The sequence below is a fragment of the Pseudoxanthomonas sp. LjRoot127 genome (assembly GCF_964253495.1).
Classification (GTDB): Bacteria; Pseudomonadota; Gammaproteobacteria; order Xanthomonadales; family Xanthomonadaceae; genus Pseudoxanthomonas_A.
This window is the reverse complement of the sequence record NZ_CAXUQR020000001.1, coordinates 318,935-332,967: the sequence shown is the minus strand read 5'-3', so window position 1 is coordinate 332,967 and position 14,033 is coordinate 318,935. Positions and strand designations below refer to the sequence as shown.

The window sequence follows — 14,033 nt, the reverse complement described above, 5'->3', positions numbered from 1 at the left end:
AGGAAGAGCTATGGCCACCTCGCGCAAGCCAACCAACCCCAAGACCAAGAAGAACGTTGCCGGCGCCTCCGCCGCGAGGAACTCCGACAGCGCCGCGTCCAAAGCACCGCCCTTGGGCTCAGGCGATCTCATCGCCGAGCAGGCAGCAGAAGTGGACGCCACGGCCACTGCGATGCCATTCAATGAGAACAAGGCCGCTGAGCATGGTCGGGCAGGAGCGGTGGATCCACCGGAGGGCACCGAGGTCATTCCGCCTTCCCCTCTGGCTACGGCCAGCACGCTGGCAGAAGGCAACGGTTCGACGAAGCTGGGCACCCAGGCAGCCCCAGGTTCGAATCCCACGGTGGGTTCGCTGGATCGCGTGCGCGTGGACAGCTCGGGGCAACGCTTGACGACCAACCAGGGCGTTCCCATCGCTGACAATCAGAACTCCCTGAAGGCTGGCCTTCGTGGACCGGCGCTGCTCAAGGATTTCATCCTGCGGGAGAAGATCACCCACTTCGATCACGAACGCATTCCCGAGCGCATCGTGCACGCCCGCGGATCGGCGGCTCACGGCTTCTTCGAGAGCTACAAGCGGCACAACAAACTTACCCGGGCCGCTCCGTTCCAAGAGGCAGGGAAGATCACCCCGGTGTTCGTCCGCTTCTCCACGGTGGCGGGTGAGCGCGGCAGCAAGGACACCGCGCGCGATGTGCGCGGCTTCGCGGTCAAGTTCTACACCGACGAGGGCAATTGGGACCTGGTGGGCAACAACATGCCGGTGTTCTTCATTCAGGACGCGATGAAGTTCCCGGATCTGGTGCACGCGGTGAAGCCCGAGCCCCATCATCAAATGCCGCAAGCCGCCTCGGCGCACGACACGTTCTGGGATTTCGTCTCCCTGATGCCCGAATCCACCCACATGCTGATGTGGCTGATGTCCGACCGGGCCATCCCGCGCAGCTACCGGATGATGCAGGGGTTCGGTGTTCACACCTTCCGCTTCGTCAACGACCAGGGGCAGTCTCGCTTCGTCAAGTTCCACTGGACGCCCCTCCAGGGCACGCACGCACTGCTGTGGGACGAGGCCGTCAAGATCGCCGGCGCCGACCCGGACTTCCACCGGCGCGATCTGTGGGAAGCCATCGAATCAGGCGCTTATCCTGAGTGGGAACTGGGCGTGCAGGTGTTCACGGAAGAAGAGGCCGAACGCTTCTCCTTCGACATCCTGGATTCGACCAAGATCATCCCTGAAGAGCTCGTGCCCATCACGCCGTTGGGCCGGATGGTGCTCAACCGCAACCCGGACAACTTCTTCGCCGAAACCGAGCAGGTGGCCTTCTGCACCGCGCACGTCATCCCCGGCATCGACTTCACCAACGACCCCCTGCTGGCGGGCCGCATCCACTCCTACGTGGACACCCAGCTCTCCCGCCTGGGCGGACCAAACTTCCACGAGATCCCGATCAACGCGCCCGTCGCCCCGGTCCACAACAACCAGCGCGACGGCTTCCATCGCCAGGCCATTCACCGCGGCAAGGTCTCCTACGAACCCAATTCCCTGGGCGGGGGTTGCCCGTTCCAGGCCGGGGCAGCAGGCTTCGTCTCGTTCCCCGAACCGGTCGAGCAGGACGAGGTGCGCGGCAAGCCCGAGAAGTTTGCCGAGCACTTCAATCAGGCCGCCCTGTTCTTCAACAGCCAGACACCCGTGGAGCAAGCCCACATCGCGGCTGCGTTCCGCTTCGAGCTTTCCAAGCTGACAGTGCCGGCCATTCGCCAGCGCGTGGTGTCCATGCTTCGCAACGCTTCGGAAGAGCTGGCGGCGCAGGTCGCCGAAGGGCTGGGCATGCCGCTCCCGGATGCCATGCCCCGGGCGCTGCCGAAGCCTCCCAAGGCGGAGGTAGACGTTTCCCAGCCATTGTCGATGTTTGCTCGCCCGGGCAATACCGGCGTGGCAACGCGCAAGGTCGCCATTTTCGTCGGTGACGGCGTCGACGGCGAACAGGTGGCGGAAGCCCAGCAGGCCTTGCTGGACGCCGGAGCCGTCGGCCGCCTCGTTGGGCACCGGGTGGGCGTGTTCACGGCGAAGGACGGCAGTGAGATAGACGCCGACGCGTCCTTCGAAAACGAGCCTTCCGTCCTGTTCGACGGGGTGATCATTCCCGATGGGGAGGGCACCGCCAAAGCGTGGGCGAGGGATGGCCGGGCCGCGGAGTTCGTGAAGGATCAGTTCCGGCACCTCAAGACCATTCTCGCCTTGGGTGAGGCCGTCGCGTTCGTAGAAGGGACGGGCGTGCTGAGGGATGAGAACGATCCGGGGTTGCTCCTCCAAAGCGAACCCGAGGAGGCTGCGATCACCCAGTTCGTTGGTGCCTTGGCCAAGCACAAGCACTTCGGGCGCGAAACCGACCCGCCTTTGTTGTGAGTGCACGGGGCGCTTGGAATGGCGGCCCCTAAGCCACGCCTGCGGATAGGGTGTGCGGGGTGGAGCATCCCCGCCGCGCAGCGCAGTCTCTTCGGCGAGGGGGAGACTGCGCTCGCACGCTACGCCACGGTGTTCAACGGGGTGGAAATCAACTCCTCGTTCTACCGGCGGCACGGAGTCAAAACCTATGAGCGGTGGGCGCACTCAGTCCCTCGCGACTTCCTGTTCTCTGTCAAATTGCCAAAGTCCATCAGCCACGAAGCGCGACTGCGTGGATGCGGATCACTTTTGGATGGTTTCATGGAGGAAACCTCGGGGCTCGGCAAAAAACTGGGCGCCATCCTGGTGCAGTTGCCGCCTTCCTTGATGTTTGAGGTAAGGGTTGCTTCCACGTTCTTTACGATGCTGCGCAGACGAACCACGGCGCCGATCATTTGTGAGCCGCGCCATCCCAGCTGGTTTGAGCCCTCAGCAGAAGCCACTTTCGGGTCGCATGACATCAGTCGAGTCGCGGCCGATCCCCCGATCACTGATCTTTCTGCAGCGCCGGGAAAAACGGGTCCCCTTCGCTATTGGAGGTGGCATGGGTCGCCACGCAAGTATTACAGCAGCTACAGTGAGGAAGCGCTCGCAGCGCTGGCCAGTGACGTGCGCGCACAACTCAAGAGGCGGGTAAGTGCATGGGTCGTGTTCGATAACACCGCTCATGGACAGGCCGTAGCGAATGCGACGCGACTGAAGGCGATGTTGCTACCCACTGCAAAGGGGGGCTCTGATGCCTGAAGGGCCCTCCATTCATATTCTCCGAGAGGAAGCCGCTCGGTTTCGCGGAAAGACAGTGCGCTCGGTGAGCGGGAACAGCAAACTGGATATTGCTCGCATGGAGGGGCGGCGGATCCTCTCGGTGCGCAGTTGGGGAAAGCATTTCCTGGTTGAGTTCTCTGGATTCAGCCTGCGCATCCACCTGATGATGTTTGGGTCCTACCGCATCGATGAACGAAAAGCTGGGGCGACGCCAAGACTATCTCTTCGCTTTGACAATGGAGAAGTAAATTTCTACACCTGTTCCTTGAAATACATCGAAGGTCCTCTCGATGAGGCCTACGACTGGAGCGGGGATGTATTGTCGGATTCATGGAGCCCCAGAAAAGCAAGGGCCAAACTGAAGGCCGCGCCGGATATGCTGGTGTGTGATGTCTTATTGGACCAGAACATCTTTGCGGGCGTCGGCAACATCATCAAGAACGAAGTGTTGTATCGCATTCGCGTCCAGCCCAGTTCCCGGGTGGGTAGCCTCCCACCGCGCAAGCTTGGAGAGCTGATCAAGCAGGCGCGCCAATACAGCTTCGACTTCCTGGAGTGGAAGAGAGCGTTCGTGCTCAAGAAGCACTGGCTGGTGCACACCAAGCGGAAATGCCCAAGTTGTGGGGGACCATTGACGAAAGCCTATCTGGGCACCACTAAGCGCCGTAGTTTCTTCTGTGTGGGTTGCCAGCACCTCTACGATTGACAATGGAGGCCGATGGCCCTGTAAACAAAGCGCCCCCAAGAGAATGCGTAAGGGCGCTGGATAATAGGTCTAAAACAGGGAAGCTACGGCGTCAGGACTAACTTTCTACAGTCCTCTTCAGCCTGGTCAAAAATAGAATACCCGTGCGCTGCATCGGCCAAGCTCATGCGGTGGGAGATGATGATCTCAGGCTTGAGCAAGCCGTTGCCCACGTGCTCTAGCAGTTCAGGCATGAACGCCTGGGCATGGGTCTGACCCATCTTGAAGCTCAGGCCCTTATCGAACGCGTCACCGAACATGAATGCGTGGATGAAGCCGGCGTAGACACCCGGCACGCTCACCGTCCCGCAGCGGCGCGTGGCGGCAATGGCTTGGCGGAGAGCGACGCCACTGCTGCCTTCGATTTTTAAGTTGGTCAGGATGGTTTCGGTCGTGCTGCCCTTGGCTTCGAAACCCACCGCATCCACCGTAGCGTCCACGCCGCGGCCATTGGTCTGCTGCATGATCAACTCGGCCGGATCATCGACGTCTTTCATGTTGATCGGAATGACGCCGTAGGCCTGAACAGCGAAGTCCAGGCGATACTGCAACTCGTCCACCATGAAGATCTGCTCGGCGCCGAGCATGCGGGCGCAGGCGGCGGACATCAGCCCCACGGGGCCGGCACCAAAAATGGCCAGGGAAGATCCCTTGCCCACGCCCGCGTTCAGGACGGCTTGGAAGCCGGTGGGCAGGATATCCGACAAGAACAAAACCTGTTCGTCGGTGAGCGCGTCGGGGATTTTCAATGGTCCGACGTTGGCCTTCGGGACCCGCACGAATTCTGCTTGTCCACCCGGCACCCCGCCGTAGAGGTGGGTGTAGCCGAACAGAGCTGCAGGCGGCTTGATGCCCTTCTGGTTGAGCGCGGCGCCCTTGCCGGTGTTGGTGGTCTCGCACGCCGAAAACTCGTCCAAGAGGCAGTGAAAACACTTGCCGCATGCGATCACGAAGGGGATGACGACACGATCACCCTTGGCGACCTCCGTCACATCCCTGCCGACGTCCTCCACAATGCCCATGAACTCGTGGCCCAGGATGTCGCCTTCCTTCAGGGCGGGCATCTTGCCGCGGTAGAGATGCAGGTCAGAGCCACAGATGGCAGTGGCGGTGACGCGCAGGATGATGTCGTCCGCCTGGACGAGCGTGGGATCCGGGACGTCTTCAACGCGCACGTCTTTTGAGCCGTGGTAGGTCAGGGCTTTCATGGGAATCCTTTAGGGGGTGATCTTTTTGATGGCAGCCTTGAGACCGGTCTTGATTTCTGCATGGGCAGTCACGGCTTTGGAAGCCAGCGAAGCCTTCCATTCCTCGTATTGCACATCGAGCTCGGCGCGTTCCTTCGGGGTGAAGAGCTTGCGCGCCATCTTGAACATGGTGGTTTCTTCTTCAGTCGCGTGGTGGTCGACCATTTCGCCCAACACCTTGGCTGCCCCCGCGAACCTCGGGGATTCGATGTCACTGGCCTTGACCTCTGGCAGCACTGTCAGCTCCACAGCTTGGTGCTCAATAACGGCCTCGGCATGCGTTTTCAGACCGTCACGATCAGCCCGCTCCTTGAACGCGGGGTAGAAATGCAGTTCTTCCCACTTTGCGTGCGGAATGAGGGCCGCTTCGATGTCCTGGAGCAGTTGCTGTCTCTTTTTCTTTGCGCGGTCGGTAGTGGTCTCCATCTCCTGGAAAAGTGCGCGCAGGGAGTCGTGCTCGGATTGGAGGGTGACGAGAATATCGCGTTGCATGGCTGGCTCTCCGGAGTAGAGAACTACTTTCTACGACTCCCACGTCAATGCAGTGTGATGTTCCGGATAAATGATTGCCAACAGAATGATTTTGACTGTATTACTTAGACGTTGTGATCACGTCGTCGGGAATACGGTTCTAGGCACGACAAGTCCGTCGTAACTCAATAGGAACGATGACATGGGCACCAACAACCAAAACCAGCAGGGCCAGGGCGGCCAGAACCGCGACCAGCAGAACCAGCAGCAGGGCCAGGGCGGCCAGAACCGCGACCAGCAGAACCAGCAGCAGGGCGGTCAGGGCGGCCAGAACCGCGACCAGCAGAACCAGCAGCAGGGCCAGGGCGGCCAGAACCGTGACCAGCAGAACCAGCAGCAGGGCGGTCAGGGCGGCCAGAACCGTGACCAGCAGAACCAGCAGCAGGGCGGTCAGGGCGGCCAGAACCGCGAGCAGCAGAACCAGCAGCAGAATCGCGATGAGCAGAACCGCCAGGAACAGCAGAACCGCGAGCAGCGCTGATACCGCCCGCCAGACGATGTGCCCCGCTTAGGCGGGGCATATTTTTTACCTTGAGGACAGGAAATGGGCGGGCTGGACCGCATGTTCGAGCAAAGAACTTATCCAAACTGGAGGGCTATCCCGACTGGAACGACGTTGCCTTCCAAGTCGGCTGAATCGACGAGGAGGGGGACAGCAGCCATACGCAGGTCTGGACCTCCTCTAGCACGGGGTGTTCGCCGTCACGGGCAGCGGCGATGACGCGTCCGGACCCTTCTGGTGATCGGACGGCAGCAAGCTCGCCTACTTGCAGCGCCACGATGGCCTGCTACAGGTGTTCGCTCGCGATGCCGACGGTGGCAACCCCCGCAAGCTCTCCAACTTTCCCCACTGCGTCGCGATCACCGATGCTCTGTTGGCCAGGGCGAGCAGTTGCACGCAGCACTGGTTCGGGGGAGAAAGGCGCGGAATCGCCTGGTCGTTTATCCGGGCGGCAGCCACCACATGTCATCCACCGGCAGGCCGAGTCAGCGCAAGGAATATTACGAACGACTCATAGCTTGGACAGTCTCAATCGGACAATCGTGCTAATCAAGTTCTGCGGTCACCGATCATGTCCAGAAGTTGCTTGGCACGGTAAGGCTTGGACAAGAACTCAACGGCTTTCGGAATGGGCGGGAAATGGGACAAGGGATGTCCGGAGGTGAGGATCACGCGCACCCCTGGGTGCTGGCCCACGACAGCTTGCGCCACGTCAATTCCGTTGAGGATTCCGGGCATCGCAATGTCTGACACAACGACATCGAATGGGCCATTGTCTCTCAAGGCGTCAAGGGCCTCACTGCCCGAGCACGCGCTGGAAACGGTGTAGCCGTGGATCTCCAACGACTCTGAAATTAGAAGGAGGAGGTCTTTCTCGTCCTCCACCAAAAGAACCTTAGGCATGTTGAACACTCAACGGAAGGCAAATGACGACGGTTGTTCCTTGGCCGGGGGTGCTGCTAAGGGTCGCATGACCTCCGGACTGCTTGGCGAAGCCGAAGATCTGGCTAAGACCCAGCCCGCTGCCTTTGCCGATCTCCTTGGTGGTGAAGAACGGCTCGAACACACGCTCCTGGATCTCCAACGGGATGCCACTGCCGTTGTCTGTCACGCTTACGCAAACCATGTCCTTTTTGGATGCGCCCGTATCGGCAGGGTCGGCCACCTTTCGTAGAGCGGTTGTGATCACGATTCTTCCGCCTCTGGGCATCGCGTCCCGGCTGTTGACCACCGCGTTGAGCACCGCAGCTTCGAACTGGGGCTTGTCCACCTCCACGAACGGCAACTTGGGCGCCAAGTCGAATGCCAGTTCGACATTCTCGGGGCAACTGCGTCTCATCAAATCATTCAGGTCCTGAATTGACCGGTTGACGTCCAGAGGCTGTGCGACCAAGTTCTGGCCACGGCCGAACGTTAGGAGCTGACGCGTGAGGAGCGCGCCACGCTCAGCGGCACGCAAGGCGGCTTCCACGTTCCGGGTAACCCGGGGGTCGTCATTCACACGAATGGCGATAAGATCCAGGGCGTTGATCACCACCGCAAGCAAGTTGTTGAAATCGTGGGCTAAACCCAAAGTCACCTTGCCCACCGCCTCCAACTTCTGGGCCTGGAGCAGGGAAGCTTGGGCCTCGTCCAACTGACGCTGGGCATCTCGCTTTTCAGTGACGTCTCGCGTGACCTTGGCAAAACCAACGAGTTTTCCGTCCGACCAGATGGGGTCAATGGCAACGCTGGCAAAAAAGCGGCTCCCGTCTTTTCGCACCCGCCACCCTTCCGACGAATACCGACCCTGCTCCTTGGCAGCGTCCAGCTCGCTTTGTGGCAGGCCCGCCTCGATATCCGCAGGTTCGTAGAACCGCGAAAAATGCGTGCCAACCACCTCGTCGCGGGTATAACCTTTGACGCGCTCACCACCGTGATTCCAGGTCTGGATGTGTCCAGCCGGGTCAAGCATGTAGATGGCGTAGTCGGTTACGCTGTTCAACAGCAACCGAAATTGCTTTGACTCGCTCATCCAAGCGTCGTCTACAGGATCGTTCAATGTGGAGGAGGGCTTATCGCTCATCGCTCTGTCCATGTGTCGATCGATTAAATTAAAGATGGGTGCGTGAACACCGCATTCATTTGTGCACAGCAGCATCCGAGGAGGAGCTAGCATGGTTAAAAATTTACAAGAACTCGACGACGCGTTGAATGGCCTTCAGCAATCGCTGAAGGATGTTCTGAGCAACTGTGAGCCCGAACACCATGGTGACGCTTTCGCCGGCATGGCAGACACAATCATGGAGGACACCCCTCCTGAGCATCACGATCACGTCTGGAGTCGCCTGCAATGCATCCAGCGGGACGCAGGTCTTATTCCTGGCGACGATGAACCTTGCAGTGACTGACGATGACCACCGAGCTTGATGTCCCGCACTACCTCAAACAGATCCAGCAATTGGACGGGTGGGTCCGCACTTACCCACTGACGGAAGAGTTCCGAGTGAAGACGACGTATCGTCAGTTCCACGAGCTGCTCAAAGCCAAGCAGGCCGAGCTCGGGCTCACGCGCGAGGTGTGGTTGAAGTTGGGCGAGATCGAGGGGAATGCGGAGCTCGACAGCGCGTGGATGGAATACGGCATGACGCTGGACAATCGGGAACTGGTTTGCCCCACCTACATGCTCGACCTGCCCCTCAATGCCTACTGGATGGACGAGTATGAGCCGACGCTCAAGGCAGTGGACGACTACATCGAGCAGCAGCCGCAGGGCCCGATCAGCGACGATGAGCTTCTAGAAGTGGTTCGCAAGAACATGCCATCGACCACCCACACGACCGCCAATTGAGGAGCTGAGCATGTGTTACTCGGCGGAGGCCTGGACCCTCTACGACAACTACGTGAAGGAGTTCGGTGCTGACATCGACATCCGCGAATTCTGGGAGGTCTACCTCAAGCGGGATGAGGCGTTCCGCATTCGCAAGCCGGCGAAGTTCATGCCGAAGATTCCCAAGGGCATGGATCTGAACTTCCTGCCCCCGAAGTCCGACTTGGAGCGGCAGATCCAGGACCTCATTTCGGAATGGAACGGCCGCAAGCTGGCTGAAAGTGAAGCTGAGCTCGATGCCCAGAGAACACGCCTGGCTGCCGCCGAAGCGAAGCTGGCGAAGAAGGAGACCAAGGCCGCGCTCAACGATCAGCGCATCGCCGGGAACAAGATCAAACAGATGGAGCGCTGGATCGCCGACGCCAAGCGCACCCGCTTGGAACCGGCCAAGGACAACCGCATTTTCCCCGACTGGTATCTCCCCGTCCTGATCTCGGAGAACGGGCGCAAGGTCGTGCGGCCCATGCGCTACCACTGCCGCCCCGCTGGCATGGATCCATCGATCGACTGGACGAAGGATGGGCGAGTGTCTGGCACCTACAACGCCCGCCGTGACAACCTCCAGCGCTTCTGGCGCAACCAGTTCGGTTACACGCACGGTCTGATGCTGGCCGAGACGTTCTACGAGAACGTGGACGATGGGAAGGGCGGATCGAAAGAAATCCAGTTCCGCCCCCGCACCGGGGAGACCATGTATATCGCCTGCCTCTACTCCCACTGGGTGGACCCGAAGGGCGAAGAGCCCGACTTGTGGTCGTTCGCTGCGATTACCGACGAACCGGAACCGGAAGTGGCCGCGGCCGGGCACGACCGCACGATTATCAACATCAAGCCCGAGCACGTGGACGCCTGGCTCAATCCGGATCCCAACAATCTGGACGCCTTGTTCGCCATCTTCGACGACAAGCGCCACCCCTACTACGAGTTGGTCAAGGAAGCTGCGTAGGCCCGATCGCAGACAGGCCATTTGTTGCTATCGTTCAGAGGCCGCCAGGAAGGCGGTCTACAGGGGATTGCCTATGCACCTGAAAAAGCTGGGTCTGGCCGCCGTGCTGCTGGCCGTGTCCACCACCGTTCTCGCCAAGCAAGGAGAGGTCTGCTCTTCGAAGCCCGTGCTCAAGGACGGAACCCTCACCAACGACACCGTGTTCGAGTGCAAGACCGCCGGCTCGCTCACCATCCCGCAGCTCTACGCCCAGGGGTGGCGGGTCATCAGCGTCTTGCCCCAGGCGACCATGGGGACGGATCCGAAGACCGGGTTGCCGCAGGCCAGTTTCGCGTGGACGGTGGTGGTGGAGCGCGACTGATCGGAAGGGGCCGGGGATTACTCTAGATTGCGGCCACTATGTGGCCGAAAACTAGACTTATGGGCTATAACCCATGGTTCCCCGGAACGGAGATACCCCTTGGCCCTGACCATCCTGCAGTCGATCAACGCGGAAATCAAACAGCTGGAAGCCCAGCGCAAGCTGGTCGAGAAGCGCGACGGTGAAGTGCCCAAGGCACTGGCCGTGCTCCAGAAATTCGCCAAGGTCTTGAGCCCCGCCCAACGTCGCCAGGTGGCCAAGCTCATCGGAGAAACGCTTGACGACAAGCTGGCGCGCGCGCCCAAAGCCGCTCCTGCCTCTCGCAAGGGCCGCAAGCTCGGCAAGGTGGCCCCGAAGTATCGACTGCCCACCGGGGAAACCTGGGCGGGCCGTGGGCTGACCCCCAAGGCGTTTGCCGCGTGGGCGAAGTCCGCCGAGGGCAAGGCCTGGGCCCAGGCCAACCCCGGGTCGAAGTTCCCGCCTGCGAGTGGGGCGACGAAGGCGCCCGCGAAGGCGACCAAGAAGGTGGCCAAGGCTGCGAAGAAGGCAACCCGCAAGGCGGTGAAGAAGCCGGCCAAGAAGGTGGCAAAGAAAACGGGCAAAAAGGCCGTCAAAAAGGCCGCCAAGAAGGCTTGAACGTGCGCGGATTGTTTCCGAAGAAGAAAAGTCGGCTCTCCGCGCAGGGAAAAGCCGTGGTGGCGGCCAACGTGCTTCTCGATGCCGTGGAAGGGAAGATCGACGAGAAGATGGCCGGTGTTCGCCTGCGCGAAGCGATCGGCCTCCAGTGGTCGTTCCTTACCTGCATCCAATACCTGTCAGGGCAAGAAGCCCTGGTGGCACTCAAAGCGTTGCCCAACGGCTGGGCCGAAGAAGGACGGCAGAAGCGTCACGTGTTGGCTGCTGCCATCCTTGCGGCACACATGGTGGCCAACTTCCGCTCGAAGGGCCCGATGTTGTGTGCCAGTCACATGGCGGAGGAACTCAAGGGCAAGACCGTGGAGCAGTGGCTGGCGGAAAAATCCGAAGCCGAGCGGGAGGAAGTCTGACCCCACTTAGGTTGGGCAGCTGATGGCAGGTGGCCATGCGTTGTCGGATCGTGGCCTCGTCGTCCTGGCCACTTCACCCGGCAATGGGGGGCGGGGGCGAGAATCCTCACACAAGCGCCGACGACCGAAGCCCCCGCAAGGGGGCTTTGTTTCATCCGCCCTGCTGTTGAACGCGCTCGCGCATGCGATCAATGGCGTCCTTGTAGTTGCTCGCCTTGCCGCTGAGCAGCAGGTCCAACGCTACCCAGTTGCGCATGCTCGGGTGGATGGCACCCAGGGGCATGGGCCTGGCCGGTTTCATCGGCGGCCCCAAGGTGTAGACGAAATTCGGTGCGTTGGTTTCCGGCCAACGCGGATCCACGTCCTGCAGATGGTCGGTCACGTCCACCCGCTCGATGAAATGGACGCTGCGAAATTCAGCCAGGTAGCGGAACCCGATGTAGGACGGCGGGATAACCGGCCACCCGCTGCGATCGCTGCCGCCCACGGGGTGGAAATACTTCCCTTGTTCGACGACCACGTCGATCCAGGTCAACGGGTCCGACGGCTGGATGCGCGATCGGTTGAGCGAGACCACATAGGCCCGCGAATCGAAGACGTTGGAGGTCATGCCGTATTCCTGAAGATGATGGATCAGCTGGGTGAGCCAGACCCGGTCTATCGGGCTGCGGGTGGCGTCGTGGGCGCGCCGTGCCATGGCCTGGAGGTCTGACCAGGACCAGTGAACCACCGGCACACCGGCCAACTCATCGGGCAGGTGCCTTCGCGCCCAAGCCGCATCGGCGGCGCTGACCGAGATCAGAACCTTCGACTGGGCAGGTGAGGCCAACAAGCGCGGCAGGTAGCGCTCCAGCTGCCCCACCGTTGGCACGCGCCATCCCAGCTTGGCCTCGAAGATGGCGTGGAGCGCGGTGCCCGAGGTCAGTTCCAGGTCCGTGAATCCACGATCCTCTGCGAACACCTGGCTGGCCACCACCAGCTCTGCCTCGGAATCACACCTCAATGCCTTCAGCACCTCTCGGCGCAACGCGGGCACCTGGTCCAAACACCAGCCAAAGGCAGCCGTGCCGGCGTTCTCATCGCAGCCGGCCAGTCCGAAGCAGCTGGCGGGCGTGGTGTTGCGGATCAGCATGCGTCCTGGCCCTGGTCCGTTTGAAGCGAGTGGCGTGCATTACACGCTCTCGCATGTTCGGCCAAGTGAGCCGGGTTGGGGTGGTTCGCTCGGGACGCCGGCAGACGAAGCAGCTGACCCTCCAGGGAAGCGTAGTCGGTGGCCAGGAGAGCGGGGGCGAGGGCCACCGTGTTCTCCGCCGTGATCCAAAGCAACTGGCAATCGAACAGGGTGTGGAGATCGGCGCGAAGGAGCAGGCCGTTGTCCACGCGGTTGGTGTGGTCGCCCTTGTAGGGCAGCACGTGCGCCGCCTCCAGCACTTCCAGGGCAGAGCACCTCGTGATGGCGCACTGGCGATCGTAGGCGTCGAGCAGCCTGGCGCGAAACAGGGGTTGGCCGCGGCGTTGTGCAACCGCGCGCATGGCCCACACGCGGGCGTCGTGCTCGTTGTCGAGCGGTGGCGCATGGTCGAACGCGTCGGCCTGGCCTTGCGCTTCCGCACGGGTTTGGTCGTCCTGGGCCAAGGGCACGACCACCCATTTCCTATCGTCGGCTTTCTGGAGATCCAGGTGGCCATGGACGGCTGGGTTGAAGGGCACGTAGCGCGTGCGCCGGGGTGGGCCCACGTCCACCACCTTGAACAACCGATCATGGGGGTGGCCCTGATCGGTGCGCCAGTCGGATCGGCCGTAGTTGTAGTGGGGCCGGCTGGGGGAGTTGACCGTCAGGTGCTCCAGGTTGGCCCGCAAGTCGGCGATGGGGTCCGACGGGTAGTGGGTCTCCAGCCACTCGCCCACCTCCGCCAGCGTGCCGCCGCCCATTGCTTCCACCGCTTCGGCAACCCGCCAATACTTGGCACCGGTCGGGGCGGTGGCCAGCTCGCCGAGGTGCTCGAACACCAACAGGAAGTGGTCGCCGTCCAGCAACTCCACACGGCCCACCCAGTCGGGGCGGGCCTTGAACGTGTTGCGCGGGGCCTTGTCCGGGTTTCGCTCGCGTTCGGCCCGGTTGTGTTGGGTGGCGAGGACGGCGCGCAGTCGCAGGCCTTCCGTGTAGGCCACACCGAGGTGTTCCTTGAGCAAGTTCTTGCCCGCGCCGTTCCACCGCGCGAGGGAGTCATCGTAGACCCACCGACCGTCGCGCTCGGCGATGTTGTGCTGCCAGATGCTCACCACCACTTCGCGTGGATCGTCGGTGATCGCGGAAACCGCCCATGCGCGATTGACGAGCTGCGCGCCGTAGCTCTGAAACTCCCGTTCGATACCCATGTGTTCCCCCATCCTGTCACTCAAGTATCGCAATGTCCCGGGGTGTCTTCCATCGGCAAGGCGCAGGCCAAACCGTGTGCGAACCGCGGGCCAAGGCAGCCCTGGTCCGGTTCGGCCATCCCGATTTCGAACGCTGATTCGCCTGGACCTTCCGCCGACTGCAGAGCGAGGCGAAGGCAGGTGGGAAGGTCCATTG

At 61.5% G+C, this 14,033-nt stretch carries 16 protein-coding genes; 10 read left to right on the top strand and 6 right to left on the bottom strand.

Annotation, left to right across the window (positions count from 1 at the left end):
• Positions 1-10 precede the first annotated feature (10 nt).
• The 3 genes from ACSQ19_RS01580 to ACSQ19_RS01570 are packed head-to-tail and all read left to right on the top strand — an operon-like array spanning position 11 to position 3,917.
• Positions 11-2,407 carry a catalase gene (locus tag ACSQ19_RS01580; protein ID WP_435999534.1) on the top strand — a complete coding sequence of 799 codons (2,397 nt, stop codon included), beginning with the start codon at positions 11-13 and terminating at the stop codon, positions 2,405-2,407.
• 18 nt (positions 2,408-2,425) lie between these two features.
• The gene (locus ACSQ19_RS01575; RefSeq protein WP_435999532.1) at positions 2,426-3,190 is read left to right on the top strand and encodes a DUF72 domain-containing protein; all 765 of its coding nucleotides are present in this window, start codon (positions 2,426-2,428) and stop codon (positions 3,188-3,190) included.
• A complete protein-coding gene (locus ACSQ19_RS01570) occupies positions 3,183-3,917 on the top strand; it encodes a DNA-formamidopyrimidine glycosylase family protein (RefSeq protein WP_435999530.1) in 735 nt (244 codons plus the stop codon). Before ACSQ19_RS01575 ends, ACSQ19_RS01570 begins: the two co-directional genes overlap by 8 nt.
• Positions 3,918-4,000: 83 nt before the next feature.
• Here the strand turns inward: ACSQ19_RS01570 and ACSQ19_RS01565 are convergent, their stop codons facing one another.
• Together ACSQ19_RS01565 and ACSQ19_RS01560 are read right to left on the bottom strand one after the other, a co-directional pair.
• Positions 4,001-5,164, bottom strand: coding sequence for a zinc-dependent alcohol dehydrogenase (locus tag ACSQ19_RS01565; protein WP_435999528.1), 1,164 nt, complete (start codon positions 5,162-5,164; stop codon positions 4,001-4,003).
• 9 nt (positions 5,165-5,173) lie between these two features.
• Positions 5,174-5,695 (bottom strand): hemerythrin domain-containing protein, encoded by a 522-nt coding sequence (locus tag ACSQ19_RS01560; RefSeq protein WP_435999526.1) that lies wholly within the window; start codon positions 5,693-5,695, stop codon positions 5,174-5,176.
• A gap of 181 nt (positions 5,696-5,876) precedes the next feature.
• Here ACSQ19_RS01560 and ACSQ19_RS01555 point away from each other — a divergent pair, with 181 nt between their 5' ends.
• Positions 5,877-6,215 carry a hypothetical protein gene (locus tag ACSQ19_RS01555; RefSeq protein ID WP_435999524.1) on the top strand — a complete coding sequence of 113 codons (339 nt, stop codon included), beginning with the start codon at positions 5,877-5,879 and terminating at the stop codon, positions 6,213-6,215.
• Positions 6,216-6,785: 570 nt separating this feature from the next.
• Here ACSQ19_RS01555 and ACSQ19_RS01550 read toward each other — a convergent pair.
• Positions 6,786-7,139 carry a response regulator gene (locus ACSQ19_RS01550; RefSeq protein WP_435999522.1) on the bottom strand — a complete coding sequence of 118 codons (354 nt, stop codon included), beginning with the start codon at positions 7,137-7,139 and terminating at the stop codon, positions 6,786-6,788.
• Positions 7,132-8,301 carry an ATP-binding protein gene (locus ACSQ19_RS01545; RefSeq protein ID WP_435999520.1) on the bottom strand — a complete coding sequence of 390 codons (1,170 nt, stop codon included), beginning with the start codon at positions 8,299-8,301 and terminating at the stop codon, positions 7,132-7,134. Before ACSQ19_RS01545 ends, ACSQ19_RS01550 begins: the two co-directional genes overlap by 8 nt.
• 91 nt (positions 8,302-8,392) lie before the next feature.
• Here ACSQ19_RS01545 and ACSQ19_RS01540 point away from each other — a divergent pair, with 91 nt between their 5' ends.
• The 6 genes from ACSQ19_RS01540 (at position 8,393) to ACSQ19_RS01515 (ending at position 11,458) form a co-directional block, all read left to right on the top strand.
• A complete protein-coding gene (locus ACSQ19_RS01540) occupies positions 8,393-8,626 on the top strand; it encodes a hypothetical protein (protein WP_435999518.1) in 234 nt (77 codons plus the stop codon).
• Positions 8,627-8,628: 2 nt separating this feature from the next.
• Positions 8,629-9,066, top strand: a complete 438-nt coding sequence (locus ACSQ19_RS01535; protein ID WP_435999516.1) for a hypothetical protein — start codon at positions 8,629-8,631, stop codon at positions 9,064-9,066.
• A 10-nt stretch (positions 9,067-9,076) separates the two neighbouring features.
• The gene (locus ACSQ19_RS01530) at positions 9,077-10,051 is read left to right on the top strand and encodes an SOS response-associated peptidase family protein (RefSeq protein ID WP_435999514.1); all 975 of its coding nucleotides are present in this window, start codon (positions 9,077-9,079) and stop codon (positions 10,049-10,051) included.
• A 73-nt stretch (positions 10,052-10,124) separates the two neighbouring features.
• The gene (locus tag ACSQ19_RS01525) at positions 10,125-10,412 is read left to right on the top strand and encodes a hypothetical protein (protein ID WP_435999512.1); all 288 of its coding nucleotides are present in this window, start codon (positions 10,125-10,127) and stop codon (positions 10,410-10,412) included.
• Positions 10,413-10,511: 99 nt separating this feature from the next.
• A complete protein-coding gene (locus ACSQ19_RS01520; protein ID WP_435999510.1) occupies positions 10,512-11,048 on the top strand; it encodes an H-NS family nucleoid-associated regulatory protein in 537 nt (178 codons plus the stop codon).
• 2 nt (positions 11,049-11,050) lie between these two features.
• Positions 11,051-11,458 (top strand): hypothetical protein, encoded by a 408-nt coding sequence (locus ACSQ19_RS01515; RefSeq protein ID WP_435999508.1) that lies wholly within the window; start codon positions 11,051-11,053, stop codon positions 11,456-11,458.
• A 151-nt stretch (positions 11,459-11,609) separates the two neighbouring features.
• Here the strand turns inward: ACSQ19_RS01515 and ACSQ19_RS01510 are convergent, their stop codons facing one another.
• Both ACSQ19_RS01510 and ACSQ19_RS01505 read right to left on the bottom strand, forming a co-directional pair.
• A complete protein-coding gene (locus ACSQ19_RS01510) occupies positions 11,610-12,590 on the bottom strand; it encodes a hypothetical protein (protein WP_435999506.1) in 981 nt (326 codons plus the stop codon).
• Positions 12,584-13,837, bottom strand: coding sequence for an HNH endonuclease (locus ACSQ19_RS01505; protein WP_435999504.1), 1,254 nt, complete (start codon positions 13,835-13,837; stop codon positions 12,584-12,586). The genes ACSQ19_RS01510 and ACSQ19_RS01505 overlap by 7 nt, the downstream gene beginning before the upstream one ends.
• Between the last annotated feature and the right edge of the window lie 196 nt (positions 13,838-14,033).

What these genes read in the sequence shown, in the direction of transcription:
- ACSQ19_RS01510 (WP_435999506.1), bottom strand. Translation starts at nt 12,590, where the DNA reads ATGCTGATCCGCAACACCACGCCCGCCAGCTGCTTCGGACTGGCCGGC.
- ACSQ19_RS01570 (WP_435999530.1), top strand. Translation starts at nt 3,183, where the DNA reads ATGCCTGAAGGGCCCTCCATTCATATTCTCCGAGAGGAAGCCGCTCGG.
- ACSQ19_RS01550 (WP_435999522.1), bottom strand. Translation starts at nt 7,139, where the DNA reads ATGCCTAAGGTTCTTTTGGTGGAGGACGAGAAAGACCTCCTCCTTCTA.
- ACSQ19_RS01565 (WP_435999528.1), bottom strand. Translation starts at nt 5,164, where the DNA reads ATGAAAGCCCTGACCTACCACGGCTCAAAAGACGTGCGCGTTGAAGAC.
- ACSQ19_RS01540 (WP_435999518.1), top strand. Translation starts at nt 8,393, where the DNA reads ATGGTTAAAAATTTACAAGAACTCGACGACGCGTTGAATGGCCTTCAG.
- ACSQ19_RS01575 (WP_435999532.1), top strand. Translation starts at nt 2,426, where the DNA reads ATGGCGGCCCCTAAGCCACGCCTGCGGATAGGGTGTGCGGGGTGGAGC.
- ACSQ19_RS01535 (WP_435999516.1), top strand. Translation starts at nt 8,629, where the DNA reads ATGACCACCGAGCTTGATGTCCCGCACTACCTCAAACAGATCCAGCAA.
- ACSQ19_RS01525 (WP_435999512.1), top strand. Translation starts at nt 10,125, where the DNA reads ATGCACCTGAAAAAGCTGGGTCTGGCCGCCGTGCTGCTGGCCGTGTCC.
- ACSQ19_RS01530 (WP_435999514.1), top strand. Translation starts at nt 9,077, where the DNA reads ATGTGTTACTCGGCGGAGGCCTGGACCCTCTACGACAACTACGTGAAG.
- ACSQ19_RS01555 (WP_435999524.1), top strand. Translation starts at nt 5,877, where the DNA reads ATGGGCACCAACAACCAAAACCAGCAGGGCCAGGGCGGCCAGAACCGC.
- ACSQ19_RS01580 (WP_435999534.1), top strand. Translation starts at nt 11, where the DNA reads ATGGCCACCTCGCGCAAGCCAACCAACCCCAAGACCAAGAAGAACGTT.
- ACSQ19_RS01560 (WP_435999526.1), bottom strand. Translation starts at nt 5,695, where the DNA reads ATGCAACGCGATATTCTCGTCACCCTCCAATCCGAGCACGACTCCCTG.
- ACSQ19_RS01505 (WP_435999504.1), bottom strand. Translation starts at nt 13,837, where the DNA reads ATGGGTATCGAACGGGAGTTTCAGAGCTACGGCGCGCAGCTCGTCAAT.
- ACSQ19_RS01545 (WP_435999520.1), bottom strand. Translation starts at nt 8,301, where the DNA reads ATGAGCGATAAGCCCTCCTCCACATTGAACGATCCTGTAGACGACGCT.